This window comes from Thalassospiraceae bacterium LMO-SO8, assembly GCA_031655335.1.
GTDB lineage: Bacteria > Pseudomonadota > Alphaproteobacteria > Rhodospirillales > Casp-alpha2 > UBA1479.
Genome location: CP134226.1, coordinates 3,360,129 through 3,379,560 on the forward strand (window position 1 = coordinate 3,360,129; position 19,432 = coordinate 3,379,560).

A 19,432-nucleotide genomic window follows, 5' to 3' on the forward strand; every position below is an offset into this window, starting at 1 on the left:
ATGGTAGACGGTCGGGCGGAGGCAACGGTCATGAGCGATTTCAACGCGGCGGACATATCGAACCTTTTCGCGAACCTGCCCGACGGCCAGGGGGCGGAAGTGTTCACCCGATTGGCCGAAGGCGGGGCCTTCCGGCTGGAGCGCATCGTCTCCACCGGCCAGGCGACGCCGCCGGGGGAGTGGTACGACCAGACCGACGACGAATGGGTGATCCTGCTCACGGGCGCGGCCGGGCTTCTGATCGAGGGCGCGGCCGCCCCCCATACCCTCACGCCCGGCGATTTCCTGCTGCTGCCGGCGCACAAGCGCCACCGCGTCGAATGGACGGCGGCGGATCGGGAAACGGTCTGGCTGGCGCTTCATTTCAAGCCCGCTTGACGTAAGCGGGGCAGGGGATTACACAGGGCGCTCTTTCGTGGGCCGCGCCCAGTAAATTGGCGGCTCCGGGGCTCGAAAAGGGTCCGAATGGTGGCTGTAGCTCAGTTGGTTAGAGCATCGGCTTGTGGTGCCGAGGGTCGTGGGTTCAAATCCCATCAGCCACCCCATTTCCTCCAAAATCCCGGCATTAAATGCCGTTCTGGTGATTTGCCCCGCGCAGCACGCCAAACGGGCAGCCATGATCCGCTCCCCAACGTCTACAAATGCCGTTCGACATCCATGCGTTTATGCAGGACACGGACGACAACAAGACCGTCGTCGGCAAGGCGGTAGAACACCATGTGCGAACCCGCTGGATATTTGAAATACCCGTCACGAACATCGACCGGACGCCCGATTTTCCGGCCCGCGGCCAAGCCTTCGAACACGTCAACGATGTCGTTGTGATAACGGTCCGCCTGCTCCGGGGACCAGGTCTTGAAGGTATAAAGCCAAATCTCTTCCAGATCGCTTTCGGCGCGCGGGGTCAGCCGGTATGGGGTGCCTTTACCCGGCTCCCTACCCGCCATGTTTGGCCCGCATCCGCTTCAAAAATGCGTCGCTGTCGAACGGCTGGGGCGGACCGGACTCTTCTCCGGCAACCAGCGCATCCCGCAAGGTTTTCACCTGCGCCTCGTGTTCCTCCAAAAGCCGCAATCCCGCCCGGACCACGTCGCTGGCCGAACCGTAGCGACCGGTCTGCACTTGCGATTGGATGAATTCCGCGAAATGATCGCCAAGGACAACGGACGTATTGCGCGCCATTTCAAGCTCCCGAAAAAAAACCATCGCGGCGAATGTACCAAATTTTGGTAATTATGAAAAGCGCCTGTTAGGCGCCGCCCCGGAAACCTTGGGCTTGAACGGCCATCCCACCAGCCCCTCAATTTCCTCAAATTCCCATGGTCTCTCTGGCGGTCCTGCGTCTAAGCTGGTGAAAACCGGCGGCCGTTCGGCCGCACTCACCAAACAAGATCATCCAGAGGACCCATCCCATGTCATCCGATTCCGCGGCCGCCCGGCCGGCTGCTGCCCTGTCTCCCGCCCTTGCTGATCTCGCAACGCAGCTCTGGGCCGCCCGCCGGGACGGCGGGACGGTCGATCTCGACGCGGTGACCCTGCCGCGGACCCTGGACGCGGGCTATGCCGTGCAGGCGGCGGTCGACGGGGCCTGTGGTGCTGCCATCGCCGCGTTCAAGATCGGATCGTCGAGCAAGGCGTCCCAGGAAAAGCTGGGCACGGACGAGCCCTGGTTCGGCGCGGTCGCGCAGACCTTCATGGCGCAAAGTGGTGCCATCGTGCCGTCCGTCGCCCACACGCTTGCCGTGGAGGGCGAGTTCGCCTTTCGCCTGAGCGCCGATCTGCCGGCGCGGGCGGGCGGCTATGAGATCGCCGACGTCCGCGCCGCCGTCGACCAAGTGGCGCCCGCCATCGAGGTTGTCGGCCGGCGGTTCGAGGGCGGGCCCGAGGGGGGCGCCATGCTGCCGCTGCTGGTCGCCGACGGCGGCGTCAACGTCGCGCTGGTCCTGGGCGCTGCGAAACCCTTCACCCCGGACATGGATTTCCGCGACCACGGCGTGATCATGCGGATCAACGATGCGGAGCGGGGCAGGGGCGTCGGGTCCATGGCGCTCGGCGATCCGCTCAACTCGCTGCTGTGGCTGGTCAACGGCCTGTCGCGGCGCGGGCGCGGGCTGACGGCGGGGCAGTGGGTGTCGACCGGCACCTGCACGGGCATCGAGCCCGCCGCCCCCGGCGACCGCGCCGTGGCCGATTTCGGTGATTTGGGCGTTGTCGAGGTGACGTTGGATCGCCGATAACGGCAAACCCACTTTTTAAGAAAATCAAACTCAGAGGATTCTTCCATGACACTTCCCTCCGTCGGTTTCATCGGCCTCGGCACCATGGGCCGGGGCATGGCGCTCAACCTCGTGAAGGCGGCCGAGGCGGTGTTCGTCTACGACCCCGTGCCGGAGGCCGTGAAATTGCTGACCGATGCCGGTGCCGTCGCCTGCGCCAGCCCGGCCGAGGTCGCGGAAAAGGTGGGCACGGTCATCATCTGCGTGCCCGACGCGCCGCAGGTGCGGGACGTGATTTTCGGGCCGGGCGGCAACGGCCCCGGCGGCATCGCCGATGCCGAGCGCAAGGACATCACGGTGCTGGACGCCACCACCATGAAGCGGCCCGACGCGCTGGCCATCGCCGAGGACGCGGCGGCCAAGGGGATCGCCTACTTCGATTGCCCCATTTCCGGCCTGCCCCGGCGGGCGGCGGACGGCACCCTGACCATCATGTTCGGCGGCACCAAGGAAGGCTATGACGCGGCCCTGCCGTTCCTCAAGGCCTGCGGCGAGGAGATCATCCATTCCGGGCCGCTCGGCGCCGGGCAGGCCATGAAGGGCCTGAACAACGTGATCTACAACATCAACATCGCGGCGTTCTGCGAGCTGCTGCCGCTCGCCCTCAAGTCGGGCATGGGGGTCGAGGCGCTGGAGAAGCTGGTGCTGACGGGATCGTCGCGGTCGTTCGCGTCCGAGCATTTCGTGCCCAAGGTTCTGAACGGCGATTTCGAGGGCGATTTCCCCATGCAGGGCGCCTACAAGGACATCCTCAACGTGCAGAGCCTGGCCAGGGACGCCGAGGCCGCGACGCCGCTGGCCGACGCCATGACGGCGATCTATGAACGGGCGCTGGAGGCCGGTTACGGCCAGGGCCCGAAAAGCTCCATGATCAAGCTGTATGAAGAGGACCTGGGCGTGACGTTCCGCCGGCCCGGCAAGAGCTGAAAACGCCGCTCTGGCTCCCGGATTCCTGACGGCCTATAAGGAGTGAATAGCGACGTAGTCAGGGGGCGCGCGATGGAGCAGCGTCAGAGTCATCTCCTCTATTCGCGGTTCACCGTGGCCGGCGACGACGGCGCGTTCAAGTCCCCGATGGCGCGGCAGTTGCTGGCCTATTGGCGGGACAAGGCAGGGGACCGGCGGCGGCCCGCCTGGACCGACCTGAACCTCATGGACGTCTACGGCATCGCGCCCAATATCATGGTCCGCGATCCGGTCGACGGCGGCCGCGATTTCCGCTGCCGGTTCTGCGGCACGGCGCTGGTTTCCGTGCTGGGCATGGATCCGACGGGCAGGCTGCTCGACGAATGCTATGCGCCCGAAGGCCGCGACATGATGCTGGCGCGCTATCATCTGGTCCTGTCGGCCGACGCCCCCGTGCGCGTCGTTGGCTACGTCCGCGTGGTGGAGAAGAACCTGCCGACCGGGTTCGAATGCGTGATGCTGCCGGTCAGCGGCGCCGACGGGGGCATCGGCCATGTCATGATGGTTCTGGATTTCGCCTACGATCCCGAAGAGGACGAAGTTCCGAAGCCCGGCCTGTCCTGATTTTGACCGGGCTCGCGGAAGCCTTTACCGCGGGTTGCATAGGTTGGTATGACTAAATGTCTTCACAACCTTCTGTTGCCGGGAATTCACCGTGTCCGAGAAAAAAGCGGCTCTGCTTGGGGAAAACGTCATCGTCACCATGACGGAGACGTTTCGGTCTCCGGTGACACGGGCGCTGTTCGACTATTGGCGGATGAAACGCGGTTCCAGGCCCTATCCGGCCTGGACCGACATCAATCTGATGGACGTCTACCGGATCGCACCGCAGATCATCGTCCGCGACGTGATCGACGGCGGCGCGGAATTCCGCTGCCGGTATTCGGGCACGGGCATCTCGGCGGTGCTGGGGCTAGACGGCACGGGCGAGTTGCTGTGCGAGACCTATAATCCGCAAGCCGCGGAAGCGATCAAGGCCCGGTATCGCCCGGTCCTGGAGGCGCGGGGGCCGGTCCGCGCGGTCGGTTACGTGCAGGCGGTCAAAAAAAATCTGCCGACGGCCTTTGAGGCCGTCTATCTGCCGCTTGCCGGCAATGACGGGGACATCGGCCACATCATCGTCGCCTACGACTTTTCCCATCTGCCCTTGCCCGACGAACTGCGGTCCTCCGACACCACCCGTTAGGCCGCCGGGGTCTGGCGGCCCATCAGGGCGCGCATCTTGTCGGCCAGCCAGCGGCAGGCGACGTAGAACGTGGGCGTGAAGATCAGGCCGAAGAACGTTACTCCGACCATGCCCGAGAACACCGTCGTCCCAAGGGCTTGGCGCATTTCCGCGCCGGCCCCCTCGGCGATCATCAGCGGCACCACGCCCAGGATGAAGGCGAAGGAGGTCATCAGGATCGGGCGCAGACGGGTCTTGGCCGCGTTGATGGCGGCGTCGACGGCGGTCATGCCTTCTTCCTCCGCCTGTTTGGCGAATTCGACGATCAGAATGGCGTTCTTGGCCGCCAAGGCGATCAGCACGACGAAGCCGACCTGGGCCAGGATGTTGGATTCCATGCCGCGCAGGTTGAGCCCGACGACCGAGGCCAGCAGGCACATGGGCACGATCAGGATGACCGCCATGGGCAGGGCCCAGCTTTCGTAAAGCGCCGCCAGCAGCAGGAACACGAACACCACCGCCAGACCGAAGGCGAACACCGCCGTGTCGCCGGCCAGTTTCTGCTGCAACGCGATTTCCGTCCATTCGTAGGAAAACCCGTCGGGCAGAACCTTGGCCGCCAGGGCGTCCATCTTGTCCAGGCTTTCGCCGGTCGAGATCGAGGGCAGCTTGGCGCCCTGGACCTCGGCGGCGGGATAGAGGTTGTAGCGCGGCACGCGGTGCGGCCCGGTGATGTCCTGGAACGTGGCGAGCGAGCCGATGGGCACCATGTCGCCCTTGGTCGACCGCGCGTAGAGCTTGGCCACGTCGCCCGGCTGGTCGCGGAATTCACCGTCGGCCTGCGCCGTCACGCGGAAGGTTCTTCCTAAGAAGTTGAAGTCGTTGACGTAGGCGGAGCCGATATAGACCTCCAGCGCCTCCAACACGTTTTCCACCGGCACGTCGAGGATTTCCGCCTTCACGCGGTCGATGTCGGCGTAGATCTTGGGCGTCGCGGAATTGAACAGCGAGAACACGCGGGTCAGGCCCGGTTCCTTGTTGGCGGCGGCGACAAGGCTTTGCGCGGCGGCCTGAAGGGCCTCGATGCCGCGACCGCGGCGGTCCTGGACGTAGAGCTTCCAACCGCCGCCCCGGCCGATGCCGCGCACGGGCGGCGGCGCGACCAGGAAGATCATCGCGTCCTCGATCTGGAACAGCTGCGCCTGCAATTCACCCAGCACCTTGTTGACGGTCGCTCCCCGCTTGTCGCGGTCGGCGATCGGCTTCATGGGCACGAAGATGGCGCCGCCGTTGGGCGCGTTGGTGAAGGTCGCGGCGTCGAACCCGGCGAAGCCGACGGCGTGTTCCACGTCGGGATGCTTCAGAATGATGTCGATGGCACGGCGCACGACCTCGTCCGTGCGCGCCAGGGACGACCCGGCCGGCAACTGCACGACGGTGATCAGGTAGCCCTGATCCTGTTCCGGGATGAAGCCCGAGGGCGTGGTCTTGAATTCATAGACCGTCAGACCGAGTAAACCGACATAGACGGTCAGCACGATGGCGGCCTTGCGCACGAACCGCTTGGTGCCTTCCGTATAGGCGATGTTCAGGCGTTCGAACCCCCAGTTGAAGGCGGCCGTGAACTTGTCGATGGGCAGCATCAGGGTCCGCATGACGCCATGGCGTTCCGTGCCGCCGTGATTGGCCTTGAGCAGCAGCGCGCAAAGAGCCGGCGACAGGGTCAGGGACACGATCATGGAGATCATCGTCGCCGTCGCCACGGTGATGGCGAACTGGCGGTAGAACTGCCCGGAAATGCCGGTGATGAAGCCCGTCGGCAGGAACACGGCGACCAGCACCAGGGACATGGCGACGATGGCGCCGCCGACCTCGTCCATGGTCTTGTGGGCGGCCTCGCGCGCACTCAGCCCCTTGGCCAGATAGCGTTCGACGTTTTCCACCACGACGATGGCGTCATCGACCACGACCCCGATGGCGAGCACCAGGCCGAACAGGGTCAGGTTGTTGATCGAATATCCCAGCATCCCCATGACCAGGAAGGTGCCTATCAGCGACACCGGAATGGCGACGATCGGCACGATGGCGGCGCGGAAATTCTGTAGGAACACCAGGATGACCAGGATCACCAGGATGATCGCCTCGCCGATGGTCGTGTAGACAGCATCGACGGAACGGGCGATGAACTCGGTCGGGTTATAGACGATGGTGTGCTTCAGGCCTTCGGGAAAGTCCTTGGCCAGGTCGTCCATGGCGTCGATGACCTGCTCGGCCGTTTCCAGGGCGTTGGAGCCCGGGCGCTGCATGATGACGATGGGCAGGGCCGTGGTGCGGTCGAGATAGGCCGTGGTCTGATAGTCCTGGGCCCCCAGTTCGACCCGCGCGATGTCGCGCACGCGGACCACGCCGGTGCCTTCGCCGCGCTTGACGACGATGTCGCCGAAGGCTTCGGGCGCGATCAGGCGGCCCTGGGTTTCCACGTTCAATTCGAACGCCGCCGGTTTGGGCACGGGCAGGCGGTTGATGATGCCCGACGCCACCTGGACGTTGTTCTGACGCAGCGCCGCGACGACCTCGCCGGCCGTCAGGTTGAAATTGGCGATGCGTTCCGGGTCCAGCCAGATGCGCATGGAATAGGCGCGTTCGGCGAACACGCGGGCTTCGCCGACGCCGGGAATGCGGGCCAGACGGTCGAGGACCTGGGTCCGCGCGTAGTTGGAGATATAGAGCTGATCGCGCGAGCCGTCCGGCGACAGCAGGTGGATGACCATCATCAGGTCGGGCGAGCTTTTCTTCACGGTCACGCCCAAACGGCGGACTTCCTCGGGCAGTCGGGCCTCGGCGATGGACACCCGGTTCTGCACCTGGACCTGGGCGTCGTCCAGGTTGGTGCCCAGCTTGAAGGTGACCTGCAGGTTCAGCACGCCGTCGCCGGTGGCTTCCGACTTGGCGTAAAGCATGCCTTCGACGCCGTTGATTTCCTGCTCGAGCGGCGTCGCCACGGTGTCGGCCACGGTTTCCGCCGACGCGCCCGGATAGGTCGCGGTGACCTGGATGGTCGGCGGCGCGATTTCAGGATACTGCGCGACGGGCAGGCTCAGATAGGCGATGAAACCCAGCAGCGTGATGAGGATCGAGATGACCGACGCGAAGATCGGGTGATCGACGAAGAAATGTGTAAAGCGCATGAGACGTCAGGACCCCGAGCGAACCATGATTGTACCATCGGGCAGCAGATCTGCGTCCTTGGCGATGACCTTGCCGCCCGGCCGCGCGCGCTGAATGCCCTTGACGACGATCCTGTCGTCGGGGCCGACGCCGCCGCGGATGACGCGCAGGCCCTCGTGCAGGGGGCCCATGTCCACGGGCGCGGCCTTCACGTTGCCTTCGGCGTCGACGATCAGCACCATTTTCTTGCTTTGATCGGAGACCACGGCGGCATCGGGGATCAGCACCGCTTCGTATTCGTCGGACCCGATCAGACGCAGCCGCCCGAACACACCGGGCACGAGAAAGCCCGATGAATTCTCGAACACGGCCTGGGCGCGGATGGTGCCCGTGTTGGGTGACAGTTCGTTGTCGACGAAGTTCATGCGGCCCTCGCGGGTGAAGCCGTCCTCGTCCATCAGGCGAACGAACACGGGATTGGCCTTTTCCCGCGACGATTCACGCCGGCCCGTGGCGTCAAGCCGGGAATACTTCAGGAATTCGGCTTCCGATGCGGAAAAGGTGAACAGGATCGGGTCGATGGAGACCAGGGTCGTCAGCAGGGTCGATTCGGCCGAGCCGCCCTCGACCAGGTTGCCGACATCGACCCGGGCGTCGGATACGCGCCCGGAAATCGGCGCCTTCACCTCGGTGAATTCCAGGTCCAGCTTGGCGATGCGGACCTGCGCCTGAGCCGACAGCACCGTGGACTTCGCGGTCGCAAGTTCGGCCTGGCGCTGATCGAAGGTCTCGCGCGAGATGTTGTTGCGCTTCAACAGGCTTTCGGCGCGCTTGAATTCGCGTTCGGCCAGGTTGACGCGGGTCTTGGCGGCTTCCAGCGACGCCTTGGCGACGTCCAGCTGAGCCTCGAAGGGGCGCGGGTCGATGACGAACAGCAGGTCGCCCTTGTTGACCAGGTCGCCGTCCTTGAAATGGATCGATTCCAGGAAACCCGACACGCGGGCGCGGATTTCCACGCGGTTCGTCGCCTCGAAGCGGCCGGTGTATTCATCCCATTCGGTGATCTTCTTGACCAGAGGCTTGGCCACGGTCACCGGCATCGGGCCCTGTTGGGCGGCGGCGGGGGCGGATACTGCCGCGAACACGAAGGCGGCGAGCGTCCAGGCGGCGGACAGGGGAAGCAGACGGGGGAAGATCACCATGAGAATTGCTCTCTGATTTTTAACGGAATGACTGTTCTGGATAGACACAAAAAAAACCGGGCAGGGGCCCGAGAAACGCTTGAGGCGTGAACATCGACCTCATCGGCGAAAATTTCAAGCGTGAATTTTGCACCGCAGCAAAGAAATTATCGATGCGACCGGCCGCACGTGCGGGACAGGGGGGCAAAACGCCCCGGTGGCGGGAGGCGCTCACCCGGCCTCGGCCTTGGCGCCGCCCATGCATTGAGGGGACGCCAGGGTACGCCCGCCGCGCGTCTGCCATTCTCCGGCCGTGTAGGTTTCCATGGACAGGGCATGAATGGGGCCGGCGAGTTCGTCGGCCAGAACGGCGTTGACCGTCTGGTGGCGTTTGATGCGGTTCAGCCCGTCGAACCGGGGCGACACGACGATCACCTTGAAATGGCTTTCCGATCCCGGGGGCACCGAATGCATGTGGCTTTCGTTGATGACCTCAAGGTGGTCCGGCGTCAGGGATTCGGTCAGTTTTCTCTCGATCGACTGTTGAACGTGCACGGCATGCATCCTTGTGTTCGCGCTGTCTTCGGACCTTAATCTAGGGACCGCCCCGCGTGACGACAAGTTTTCCCCGTTATGCCCGATTTATCCTCGTTTGGCGGCTTGCCCTGGGCACGGCGAACGGTTATTCATGCCGCAGCCGTCCGGTCCTGAAATCCGGCCAGATTCCCTGGTTCGTCGGGCGGCGGCGACGTCCGCTTCAGGAGACTCCCATGACGGCTCCAGACAACGGTTCGAGCGTGGCCGCGCAAGCGTCGGCCGCCCTTGCCGTATCCCATCAAGACATGGCGAATGCCATCCGATTCCTTTCCGCCGATGCCGTGCAAAGGGCCAATTCCGGCCATCCGGGCATGCCGATGGGCATGGCCGATGCGGCGACGGTGCTGTTCACCCGGTTTCTCAAGTTCGATGTGTCGGACCCAAAATGGCCGGACCGCGACCGTTTCGTGCTGTCGGCGGGCCATGGATCCATGCTGCTCTACAGCCTGCTGCATCTGACCGGCTATCCCGGCATGCCCATGAGCGAGCTGGAAAACTTCCGCCAGTTGGGCTCCAAGACCGCCGGCCATCCCGAATACGGCCACGCGCCGGGGATCGAGACGACGACCGGGCCGTTGGGGCAGGGCATCGCCACCGCCGTCGGCATGGCGCTGGCGGAACGGCTTCAGAACGCGCGCTTCGGCGACGCCCTGGTCGATCACCATACATATGTCATCGCCGGTGACGGCTGCCTGATGGAAGGCATCAGCCACGAAGCCATTTCCATGGCCGGGCATCTGAAGCTGGGCAAGCTGATCGTGCTGTGGGACGACAACCGCATTTCCATCGACGGCGGCACGGACCTGTCCGTGTCCGACGACCAGATGGCGCGCTTCACGGCCTCCGGCTGGGACGTGCAGGCCGTCGACGGCCACGATCCGGACGCCGTCGCCGCGGCCATTGAAAAGGCGCGGGGGACGCAGACGCCCTCCATGATCGCCTGCCGCACCATCATCGGCTACGGCGCGCCCAACAAGCAGGGCACCTCGGGCACCCACGGCGCGCCGCTCGGCGACGACGAGCTTGCCCTGGCGCGGGAAAAGATGGGCTGGCCCCATGCCCCATTCACGGTTCCCGCCGACGTGTTGAACGCCTGGCGTGCGGCCGGCAACCGGGGGGCGGAAGTTCGCGCCGGATGGCTGGGACGGCTTGACGGGTCCAAGGACAAGGCCGCGTTCGAGCGCGGCGTGGCCGGCACGCTGCCGGACGGCTGGAAACAGGCGGTTCTCGATTACAAGAAGGCCGTTGTCGAGGAAGCCCCGAAATGGGCGACCCGGCAGGCGTCGGGCAAGTTCCTCGACATGCTCTGCGCCGCCGTGCCGGAACTGATCGGCGGTTCCGCCGACCTGACCGGCTCGGTCAACACCAAGGCCAAGGGGCTGGAGCCCGTCACGCCCGACGATTTCTCGGGCCGCTACATGTATTACGGCGTGCGTGAGCACGGCATGGCCGCGGCCATGAACGGCATGGCCCTGCATGGCGGGTTCATTCCCTACGGCGGGACGTTCCTGGTGTTCGCCGATTACATGCGCGGCGCCATGCGCCTGTCGGCGCTGATGGAACAGCGCGTGGTCTATGTGCTGACCCACGATTCCATCGGTCTCGGCGAAGACGGTCCGACCCACCAGCCGGTGGAAACCCTGGCCAGCCTGCGGGCCATGCCGAACTTCGCCGTGTTCCGGCCCTGCGATCCGGTCGAGACCGCGGAATGCTGGGAACTGGCGGTGGAGCGGTTCGACGGCCCGTCCGGCCTGGTGCTGACGCGCCAGGGCGTGCCGCTGCTGCGCAAGGACGCCGGGGCCGAGAACAAGTCGGCCAAGGGCGCCTATGTCCTGGCCGAAGCCGAGGGTGCTCGCAAGGTGACGCTGATGGCGACCGGCTCCGAAGTTTCCATCGCCATGGCGGCGCGGGACGCGTTGCAGGCCGACGGCATCGCCACGGCGGTCGTTTCCATGCCGTCGTGGGAGCTGTTCGAGGAACAGGACCAGGCCTACCGCGACGCGGTTTTGGGCCCGGGCACGGCGCGGGTCGCGGTCGAAGCCGCCATCCGCATGGGCTGGGACCGCTACATCGGCGCGGACGGCGGGTTCGTCGGCATGACAGGGTTCGGCGCGTCGGCGCCGGCGGGCGAACTTTACAAGCATTTCGGCATCACGGCGGACGCCGTGGTCGCCGAAGCCAAATCACGGTTAAACTAGGGACAACGCAGGGATACAGGGGACGTATGATGAACCTCGATGTTTTGGCCGCCACGGCGCGGGAAATGGTCGACAACCACCGGGGACTGTTGGCCGCCGACGAAAGCACGGGCACCATCAAGAAGCGGTTCGATTCCATCGGGGTCGAATCCACGGAAACGGCGCGCCGCGATTACCGCGAACTGCTGTTCCGCACCAAGGGTATCGGCAAGTTCATTTCCGGCGCCATCCTGTATGACGAAACCATCCGCCAGAAGGCCGACGACGGCACCACCCTGGTGCAGCTGTTGCAGGCGGAAAACGTCATTCCGGGGATCAAGGTCGACGGCGGGGCGAAGGCATTGCCGGGTGCCTCCAAGGAAAAGATCACCGAGGGCCTGGACGGGCTTCCCGAACGGGTCGCCGAATACGTCAAGCTGGGGGCGCGCTTCGCCAAATGGCGGGCCGTCATCACCATCGGCGACGGCATTCCGTCCGATTACTGCATCCACACCAATGCCCATGCGCTGGCGCGGTATGCCCGCATCTGCCAGGAAGGCGGGCTGGTGCCGATCGTCGAGCCGGAAGTCCTGATGGACGGCAGCCACACCATCGACGTCTGCGAAGCGGTCACGACCAAGACCCTGGAAGCGGTCTATCACGAGCTTTACCTGCAAGGTGTTCAGCTCGAGGGCACGATCCTGAAGCCGAACATGATCATTTCCGCGTCGGATTGTCCGCAGCAGGCTTCGACCGACGAAATCGCCGCGCGCACCGTCAAGGTGTTGAAGCGTTGCGTGCCGACGGCGGTGCCCGGCATCATGTTCCTGTCCGGCGGCCAGTCGGAAGAGGAAGCGACCCGCAACCTCAACGCCATGAACGCCAATCACGGCCCGCTGCCCTGGGCGCTCAGCTATTCCTACGGCCGCGCCTTGCAGCAGAGTGCCTTGAAGGCCTGGAAGGGCGAGGCCGGAAACGTGCCCGCCGCCCAGGCAGCGTTGCTGAAGCGCGCCCAGTTGAACAGCGCCGCCTGCGCCGGGACCTACGCCGCCGACGCGGAGAAAGCCGCCTAAGGGCGGCGGCGCCATGGGCCGGGACATCAAGATCGCCCCCTCCATCCTGTCCGCCGACTTCGCGCGGCTGGGCGAGGAAATCCGGGCGATCGACGCCGCCGGCTGCGACTACGTGCATGTCGATGTCATGGATGGGCATTTCGTGCCCAACCTGACCATCGGCCCCATGGTGGTGAAGGCGATCCGCCCGCACACGGCCAAGCCCTTGGACGTGCATCTGATGATCGATCCGGCGCAGCCGTTCCTCAAGGAATATGCCGATGCCGGGGCCGACATCATCACGGTCCACGCGGAAGCGGACAAGCACCTCGACCGTTCGCTCCAGATGATCAAGGATCTGGGGAAGAAGGCGGGGGTGTCGCTCAATCCCGGCACCAATGAGGCCGCCATCGAATACGTGCTCGACCGCCTGGATCTGATCCTGGTGATGTCCGTCAATCCGGGGTTCGGCGGGCAAAGTTTCATGCCGTCGCAACTGCCCAAGATCAAACGCATCCGCGAGATGATCGGAAACCGTCCCATCGAGCTTGAGGTTGACGGCGGCGTCAACACGGACACCATCAAGTCCGTGGTCGACGCCGGGGCCGACGTGCTGGTCGCCGGCAGCGCCGTGTTCAAGGGCGACGACTACGCCGCCACCATAGGAGCGCTGCGGACAGCCGCCGCCTGATCAGCTTAGCGGATGGGCCGGCTGTTCCAGGACGGCCCGCGCGAAATACCGGAACGTGACGTTCATCGCTTCCGGTTTGTGGCGCCAGTCGTGGGCAAGCCTGCCCAGTTCCGGGTCGACGTCCTGAATTTCCCCCGCCGCCATCGCCGCCAGTTGGATGCGCGCCGCGTGTTCGAAGAAAATCCCCATGACGCAGGCGGACTCCACAGTGTTGCCGGCGCAAAGCTGACCGTGATGGGCCAGCAGGATCGCGGATTTATCGCCCATCGCCGTGGTGATGATCTCGCCTTCCTCGTCGCCGAAGGGCACGCCCGGCCAGTGGGGCAAATGCGCGACATCGTCGAAGAACGCCATCGTATCCATATGGGCGGCCCGCAACGGCGCGCCGATCATCGACAGGGCCGATGAATAGGGCGGATGAGTGTGGACGATGGACTGCACGTCGGGGCGTGCGCGGTAGACATGGATGTGGAAGCGGTTCGCCATGTTCGGCGTGCCTTTGCCCTCGATGACCTTCAGGTCCTTGTCCACCAGCAGGTAATCGGATGCCGTCGCCTGCTCGAAGCCCAGGCCGTAGGGCAGGGTCCACATGGTTTCCGGCGCGTCGCCGCGTGCCGTGAACTGTCCGGCCAGGCCGCTGCCGTGCCCATGCGCCGCCAAAATCCGGCACCCCACGGCCAGGCGCTGCTGCACGGACCAGTCGGGCATCTTTTCGCCCGCCAAGGCCGCGGTCATTTCCTCGATTGCCTGTTTCTGGGTTTGCGCCATCGTTGGGGCTCCTTTGCATGAAGAGGGGGGCGAATGGGATGGGACGGCCGAGACCGATGGCGAAAGGTATCTTCCGGCTTATAATTGGGCAACCCAATTATCTATGTATTCCAGTTTTTGTTTGATATGGATACCTGTAGGATGACGCAACGCGAGGGCATTCCGCCCGCCCGGCCGAATAGACGGAGAACGCCATGGTGCTCGAACCCTCAGCGAAAACGGACGCGGCCCTGTCGTTTTCCCCGGTCAAGGCGGTTCTCCGCCATCAGTCGATCATCGAGCAGATCATGGGGCTGATCGAATCCGGTGCCTTGCAGGTGGGCGACAAGTTTCCGCCCGAGCGGATGTTGGCGGAACGCTGGCAGGTCAGCCGGCCGGTTTTGCGCGAGGCCTTCCGCGTGCTGCAATCGCAAGGCATCGTCGAAAGCCGCCATGGCGACGGGCGTTATGTGCGCGCCGTCCGCGCGCTGGACGCCAATGATCTGCGCCGCCGCCACCTGATCGACCGGCGCGAATCCCTGTTGCAGATCTGGGAGGTGCGCGCGTTGCTGGAGGTGCAGGCCGCTCGCCTTGCGGCGGTCAATGCCAGCGAGGAACAAATCCGGGCGATCGAGCGCCCGATCATCCTGATGGGCGAAATGACGGCCCCCGACTCCCGGGAAACCGACCTGAACATGGAAATTCATACCGCTGTCGCCCTGGCCTCGGGTAACGACTATCTGGCGCAGATGATCCTCATGGCCCTTGAGGAGTACCGCGCCCTCGATTTCAAGGAAGCCGTGCCCATCGAGGAATGGAAAGGGTTGCAGGAAGAGCACTGGCCGATTGCCAGGGCGATCCGGTCCCGGTCCGCCGAACGTGCGGGGGCGGTGATGACCCAGCATTTCGAAGACCTGAAACGGGCCCTCGACAAATGGTCCGGCCCAGCCAACTAAAGGATCGGAAACATGACCATCAAATTGTATTCCCGGTATCGGAACTCCGCCGGGCAACGGGTTCGAACCACCCTGAACCTGAAAAATGTGCCTTACGATTACATCGCCGTCGATGACATGAGGTCCGAGGAATATCGGCGCGTGAACCCGCAGGGGCTGTTACCGGCGCTGGAGATCGATGGCCGGGTCTTCAGCCAATCGACGGCGATCATCGATTGGCTGGAGCGGACCTATCCGGACCCGTCCGTTTATCCGGAGGACCCGAAGGACCGGATGGACGCCATTTCATTTTCCCAATTCATCGCCTGTGAAATCCACCCCATTCACAACCACCGGGTCCGCGATTACCTGACCGACGAGGAAGGTTGGAGCGAAGACAAATCCATGGCTTGGTACGCCCATTGGATCACCGAAGGCCTGACAACGCTGGAGACGATGTTGCGCCAGCGGCCGCGCAAGACGGCGTTCTGTTACGGCGACAGCCCGAGCATTGCCGATATTTACCTGGTGCCCGTGCTGTTCAACGCGCGCTGGTACGGCTTCGCGCTGGACAAGTTTCCCCTGATCCTGGGGATCGACGCCGCCTGTGCCGAACTGGACGCCTTTCGTCTGGCGGGCCCGGAAATGCAGCCGGATTATCCCGGGCCCAATCCCGAACATCGCTAGCTAGTTCTCAAGGCGCAGGCCGGACTGAACCCGTTCGATGGTGCGGCGCACGTCGCGTTCGCTGAGATCGTCGGCGGCGATCAGCTGACGGATGATCGGATCGGCCATGACCTCGTCCAGGAGCGGTTCCTTGCGCGGTCGCAGGGCCGGATAACCGGCAAGACGGCGCACCCTGTCGACGATATGGACAGTGGGAAAACTCGGGTTTGCTGGGATATTTCCGTTCTTCATGGCTTCACGCTCCTCCATCGAATGCCTGTGCCGGCTGTCGCCGGCCAGGATCAGAGGGTCGCGCGGGAATGCGGCTAGAAAATGTCGGCGCGGAGCCGGCGGACGGAAGGGAACGAACGGTCAGCAGATCGCGTCGAGCTGCGCGTCGGTCAGATTGCCGGGCACGATGGTGATCGGCACGCGCAGGCGCCCGGCCTGTTTTTCGACCAGAAGTTCGATCAGCGGCCCCGGACCTTCGTTGCCGGTCGCGGCGCCCAGGACGAGAAGGGCGATGTTCTGTTCCTCGTCGATCAGCTTGATCAGTTCCTCCGCCACCTTGCCCTCGCGGATGTAGACCGGCGGAATCTTGCCCGTGATGCGCTGCACCACCGAGGCGACGGCCTGGACCATTTCCTCGGCTTCCTCACGGGCTTCCTCGCGCATGCGCTCCCCGATCGCCATCCAGTGCTGGAATTCGGCGGGTTCGGTCACGTAAAGCAGGGCCACGCGGCGGTTGGCGTTGCGCGCCCGCAGGCTGGCAAAGCGCACGGCGCGGGACATTTCCTCGGATCGGTCGACGACACAGAGGAACGTCAGCTGGTCGTCGCCCGGCTGGTCGGCGCCGGTCGGCTGTTTGGCGTCGGTCATCGGATTATCCCTTTCGGAATGCCGCGTTCGCCGCCCATCCTGCCACCACGGCGATGATCACGGCAAGCACGCCGTAGGCCAGCGAGTAGCGATGGGCGAGGTCGTAGACCTGGGCCTCGACCCCGAACTTGCGCACGGTCAGCAACGTCGTTGCCGTCGATTGCAGCTTGTTGTCACGGAACAGGTAGACCTCGATGGTGAAGGTGCCGACCGAGACGTTGGCCGGAAACCGCAGGCGTGTGCGGAAAAGTTGTTCGGACAGGAACACCACGTTGTCCGGTTTGGTCATGTAAAGGCCGATGCGTTGCAGGTTGCGGATCAGGCCTTCGCGGAAATCATAGGGCGCTTCGGGCAGCAGCTTGCCCGAGACCTTGGCGCGCAGGTCGAGGTTCGTCAGCCCGATTTGCAGACGGTCGGCGTCCTCCGGGTTCATGAATTCCTTGAGCGGGCGGTTGCTGGCGATGCGGTAATAGGATGGCACCTTGTCGAACACCAGTTCGTCGCGGTTGACCCATACGCCCAGCACCTTCTCCTTGCGGCGCACGACCTCGTCCCGGGCCGGGCCGCGCACGACGACGACCAGATCGCCAGCCTGCTTCACGGCGCCGTAAAGCAACAGGTCCGTGCCCGTGAACCCGGTCGTGATCGACACGATGGGGTCCGTCAGATCGATGGTGATGTCGCGGGCCTGGGCGCGGCCGGGCAGGGTGAGCGCCAGCAGGATTGTCAGGAAGGGAATCAGGTGTCGCATCGTCAGTGCCCCGCCAAGCCGATGGAGTAAAGATCCACGGGCGTCGCCACCAGGTCGTACGTCAGCTTGGCGCAGACCGCGAGCACGATCAGCGCCAGCATGCCGCGCAGTTGTTCACCGCGGATGCGCCCGCCGAACCGGGCGCCGAACTGGGCCCCGATGACGCCGCCGAACAGCAGGATCAAGGCCAGCACCACGTCCACGGTCTGGTTGGTCACCGATTGCAGCACGGTGACGTTGGCGGTGACGAAGATGATCTGAAACAGGGACGTGCCGACGACGACCGACGTCGGCATGCCGAGCAGGTAGATCATGGCCGGGACCATGACGAAGCCGCCGCCGACCCCCATGATGGCGGCCAGAAGCCCCACGAAAATACCGACGCTGAGCGGCAGCAGGGCGCTGATGTACAGGCGCGAGCGGCGGAACCGCATCTTGAACGGCAGGCCGTGCAGCCAGTTGTGCGTATGTTGGCGGCGCGGCACGTCGCGCTTGTGCGCCATCATCGCCCGCATGCTTTCGATCAGCATCAGAAAGCCGATGATCGACAGGAACACGACATAGCAAAGCTTGATGACCAGATCGACCTGGCCCAGTTCGCGCAGCACGGTGAACAGCCAGACCCCGACCGATGAGCCGAGCACGCCGCCGACCAGCAGTACCATGCCCATTTTCAGGTCGACGTTGCCGCGTTTCCAGTGGGCCAGCACGCCGGACACGGATGCGGCCACGATCTGGTTGGCTTCGGTCGCCACGGCGACGGCGGGCGGAATGCCGGTGAAGATGAGCAGCGGGGTCATCAGGAAGCCGCCGCCCACGCCGAAAAGTCCGGAAAGAAACCCAACGCCTGCGCCCATGCCGAAAATCGCGAATGCGTTGACCGACATCTCGGCGATGGGGAGGTAGATATCCAACTCTGTATCCCGGTGGGCTTAGCGCGAAAATGCTGCGGGTCAGGTTTGTAACCGCGTGAAATTACAAGGAAATCCTGTGCCCCCATAGAAAGTAATAATATAGCACTCTGCACTGTAAAACCCTTAATTTGCCGTGGATCGGCGATTTTCCCGAAATCGGGACAGAATTCGTCACCGTACCCGCCGAACGGGGGTCAATAGCGGGCGACTTCGGCGATGGAGAACAGGTCCGCCGGTTGCAGGACGAGCTCGTAGGTCAGCTTGGCGCAGACCCCGAGAACGATCAGCGCCAGCAGCCCGCGCAGTTGTTCGCCTTGCATCTTGGCACCCAGGCGGGCGCCGAACTGGGCGCCGAGCACGCCGCCGACCAACAGAATCAGCGCCAGCACGATGTCCACCGTCTGGTTGGTCGCCGATTGCAGGATGGTCACGTTGGCCGACACGAAGATGATCTGGAACAGGGACGTGCCGACCACCACCGCCGTCGGCATGCCCAGGACGTAGATCATCGCGGGCACCATGACGAAGCCGCCGCCCACGCCCATGATCCCGGCCAGCAGGCCGACGAACAGGCCGACGGCAAGCGGCGGCAGGGCGCTGATGTACAGCCGGGAACGGCGGAACCTGACCTTGAACGGCAGGCCGTGCAGCCAATTGTGCATGTGGTCGCGGCGGGACTGGTTCTTTTTCTTGCGCATCATGGCGCGGGCACTTTCCACCAGCATCAGGCCGCCGATGATCGCCAGGAACACGACGTAGCTGACGCGGATGACAAGGTCGATATGACCTTGTTCGCGCAGCACGGTGAACAGCCAGACCCCGATCGACGACCCCACGACGCCGCCGACCAGAAGGAATCCGCCCATGCGAAAATCGACGTTGCCGCGTTTCCAATGGGCCAGCACCCCGGAAATCGACGCGGCGACGATCAGGCTTGCCCCTGTCGCCACGGCCACGGCGGAGGGGATGCCGATGAAGAACAGCAGCGGTGTCATCAGGAACCCGCCGCCGACCCCGAACAGACCCGACAGAAGCCCCACGCCGGCGCCGACCGCCAGAATAAGGGGAACGTTCACCGACATTTCGGCGATGGGCATATAGATATCCAAATCAGCTTCCTGACGGATCTAGGGGAAATCAACAGAGCGGTGCGTGTTGCCGGGACGGGCCGGGGCGGGTCGCGGCCCGCACGTTGTAGTCCCGTCCGCCCGCCAAGAAAAGCCCCGGAAGTGGGAAATTTCCGTGTAACCATGTAATTAGGCCGCCG

21 protein-coding genes and 1 tRNA gene are annotated in these 19,432 nt (G+C 64.3%); 11 read left to right on the forward strand and 11 right to left on the reverse strand.

Going from position 1 to position 19,432, the window contains the following annotated elements; translation table 11 throughout:
• Positions 1-30 precede the first annotated feature (30 nt).
• Positions 31-378, forward strand: a complete 348-nt coding sequence (locus RJ527_16170; protein WND75560.1) for a cupin domain-containing protein — start codon at positions 31-33, stop codon at positions 376-378.
• A gap of 90 nt (positions 379-468) precedes the next feature.
• A tRNA-His gene (locus RJ527_16175) sits at positions 469-545 on the forward strand.
• Between the two features lie 90 nt (positions 546-635).
• On the opposite strand, the gene RJ527_16180 is transcribed toward RJ527_16175, so the two are convergent.
• Positions 636-947 carry a type II toxin-antitoxin system RelE/ParE family toxin gene (locus RJ527_16180; GenBank protein ID WND75561.1) on the reverse strand — a complete coding sequence of 104 codons (312 nt, stop codon included), beginning with the start codon at positions 945-947 and terminating at the stop codon, positions 636-638.
• Complete coding sequence (locus tag RJ527_16185) at positions 937-1,182, reverse strand: type II toxin-antitoxin system ParD family antitoxin (protein ID WND75562.1); 246 nt, start codon at positions 1,180-1,182, stop codon at positions 937-939. The genes RJ527_16180 and RJ527_16185 overlap by 11 nt, the downstream gene beginning before the upstream one ends.
• 230 nt (positions 1,183-1,412) lie before the next feature.
• Between RJ527_16185 and RJ527_16190 the strand changes: the two genes are divergently transcribed.
• From RJ527_16190 to RJ527_16205, 4 genes are all read left to right on the forward strand, one after another.
• Complete coding sequence (locus RJ527_16190; protein ID WND75563.1) at positions 1,413-2,237, forward strand: fumarylacetoacetate hydrolase family protein; 825 nt, start codon at positions 1,413-1,415, stop codon at positions 2,235-2,237.
• A 45-nt stretch (positions 2,238-2,282) separates the two neighbouring features.
• On the forward strand, positions 2,283-3,203 hold the full coding sequence (locus RJ527_16195; GenBank protein WND75564.1) for an NAD(P)-dependent oxidoreductase: 921 nt from the start codon (positions 2,283-2,285) through the stop codon (positions 3,201-3,203).
• Positions 3,204-3,275: 72 nt separating this feature from the next.
• Positions 3,276-3,806 (forward strand): PAS domain-containing protein, encoded by a 531-nt coding sequence (locus RJ527_16200; protein ID WND75565.1) that lies wholly within the window; start codon positions 3,276-3,278, stop codon positions 3,804-3,806.
• Positions 3,807-3,897: 91 nt separating this feature from the next.
• Positions 3,898-4,428 carry a PAS domain-containing protein gene (locus RJ527_16205; GenBank protein WND75566.1) on the forward strand — a complete coding sequence of 177 codons (531 nt, stop codon included), beginning with the start codon at positions 3,898-3,900 and terminating at the stop codon, positions 4,426-4,428.
• On the opposite strand, the gene RJ527_16210 is transcribed toward RJ527_16205, so the two are convergent.
• From RJ527_16210 to RJ527_16220, 3 genes are all read right to left on the reverse strand, one after another.
• Positions 4,425-7,595 carry a multidrug efflux RND transporter permease subunit gene (locus RJ527_16210; GenBank protein ID WND75567.1) on the reverse strand — a complete coding sequence of 1,057 codons (3,171 nt, stop codon included), beginning with the start codon at positions 7,593-7,595 and terminating at the stop codon, positions 4,425-4,427. The genes RJ527_16205 and RJ527_16210 overlap by 4 nt on opposite strands.
• Positions 7,596-7,601: 6 nt before the next feature.
• The gene (locus RJ527_16215; GenBank protein ID WND75568.1) at positions 7,602-8,777 is read right to left on the reverse strand and encodes an efflux RND transporter periplasmic adaptor subunit; all 1,176 of its coding nucleotides are present in this window, start codon (positions 8,775-8,777) and stop codon (positions 7,602-7,604) included.
• A 210-nt stretch (positions 8,778-8,987) separates the two neighbouring features.
• Positions 8,988-9,311, reverse strand: coding sequence for a BolA/IbaG family iron-sulfur metabolism protein (locus tag RJ527_16220; GenBank protein ID WND75569.1), 324 nt, complete (start codon positions 9,309-9,311; stop codon positions 8,988-8,990).
• A gap of 287 nt (positions 9,312-9,598) precedes the next feature.
• On the opposite strand from RJ527_16220, the gene tkt reads away from it, so the two are divergent.
• The 3 genes from tkt to rpe are packed head-to-tail and all read left to right on the forward strand — an operon-like array spanning position 9,599 to position 13,273.
• Positions 9,599-11,551 carry a transketolase gene (tkt, locus tag RJ527_16225; GenBank protein ID WND78073.1) on the forward strand — a complete coding sequence of 651 codons (1,953 nt, stop codon included), beginning with the start codon at positions 9,599-9,601 and terminating at the stop codon, positions 11,549-11,551.
• A 26-nt stretch (positions 11,552-11,577) separates the two neighbouring features.
• On the forward strand, positions 11,578-12,603 hold the full coding sequence (locus RJ527_16230) for a class I fructose-bisphosphate aldolase (GenBank protein ID WND75570.1): 1,026 nt from the start codon (positions 11,578-11,580) through the stop codon (positions 12,601-12,603).
• 13 nt (positions 12,604-12,616) lie between these two features.
• On the forward strand, positions 12,617-13,273 hold the full coding sequence (rpe, locus tag RJ527_16235) for a ribulose-phosphate 3-epimerase (protein ID WND75571.1): 657 nt from the start codon (positions 12,617-12,619) through the stop codon (positions 13,271-13,273).
• Here rpe and RJ527_16240 read toward each other — a convergent pair whose 3' ends face one another.
• Positions 13,274-14,041 carry an aldolase gene (locus RJ527_16240; GenBank protein ID WND75572.1) on the reverse strand — a complete coding sequence of 256 codons (768 nt, stop codon included), beginning with the start codon at positions 14,039-14,041 and terminating at the stop codon, positions 13,274-13,276. It lies immediately after the preceding gene.
• A 194-nt stretch (positions 14,042-14,235) separates the two neighbouring features.
• Between RJ527_16240 and RJ527_16245 the strand changes: the two genes are divergently transcribed.
• Complete coding sequence (locus tag RJ527_16245) at positions 14,236-14,976, forward strand: FCD domain-containing protein (protein WND75573.1); 741 nt, start codon at positions 14,236-14,238, stop codon at positions 14,974-14,976.
• Between the two features lie 12 nt (positions 14,977-14,988).
• Positions 14,989-15,642, forward strand: a complete 654-nt coding sequence (maiA, locus tag RJ527_16250) for a maleylacetoacetate isomerase (GenBank protein WND75574.1) — start codon at positions 14,989-14,991, stop codon at positions 15,640-15,642.
• Here the strand turns inward: maiA and RJ527_16255 are convergent, their stop codons facing one another.
• The 5 genes from RJ527_16255 to RJ527_16275 all read right to left on the reverse strand — a co-directional run bounded on the left by RJ527_16255 (position 15,643) and on the right by RJ527_16275 (position 19,274).
• The gene (locus tag RJ527_16255) at positions 15,643-15,873 is read right to left on the reverse strand and encodes a hypothetical protein (protein ID WND75575.1); all 231 of its coding nucleotides are present in this window, start codon (positions 15,871-15,873) and stop codon (positions 15,643-15,645) included.
• Positions 15,874-15,993: 120 nt separating this feature from the next.
• On the reverse strand, positions 15,994-16,500 hold the full coding sequence (locus RJ527_16260; protein WND75576.1) for a universal stress protein: 507 nt from the start codon (positions 16,498-16,500) through the stop codon (positions 15,994-15,996).
• 4 nt (positions 16,501-16,504) lie between these two features.
• Positions 16,505-17,251 carry a TIGR02186 family protein gene (locus RJ527_16265; protein ID WND75577.1) on the reverse strand — a complete coding sequence of 249 codons (747 nt, stop codon included), beginning with the start codon at positions 17,249-17,251 and terminating at the stop codon, positions 16,505-16,507.
• Positions 17,252-17,253: 2 nt separating this feature from the next.
• The gene (locus tag RJ527_16270) at positions 17,254-18,165 is read right to left on the reverse strand and encodes a sulfite exporter TauE/SafE family protein (GenBank protein WND75578.1); all 912 of its coding nucleotides are present in this window, start codon (positions 18,163-18,165) and stop codon (positions 17,254-17,256) included.
• A gap of 194 nt (positions 18,166-18,359) precedes the next feature.
• Positions 18,360-19,274, reverse strand: a complete 915-nt coding sequence (locus RJ527_16275; GenBank protein WND75579.1) for a sulfite exporter TauE/SafE family protein — start codon at positions 19,272-19,274, stop codon at positions 18,360-18,362.
• Positions 19,275-19,432: the final 158 nt, after the last annotated feature.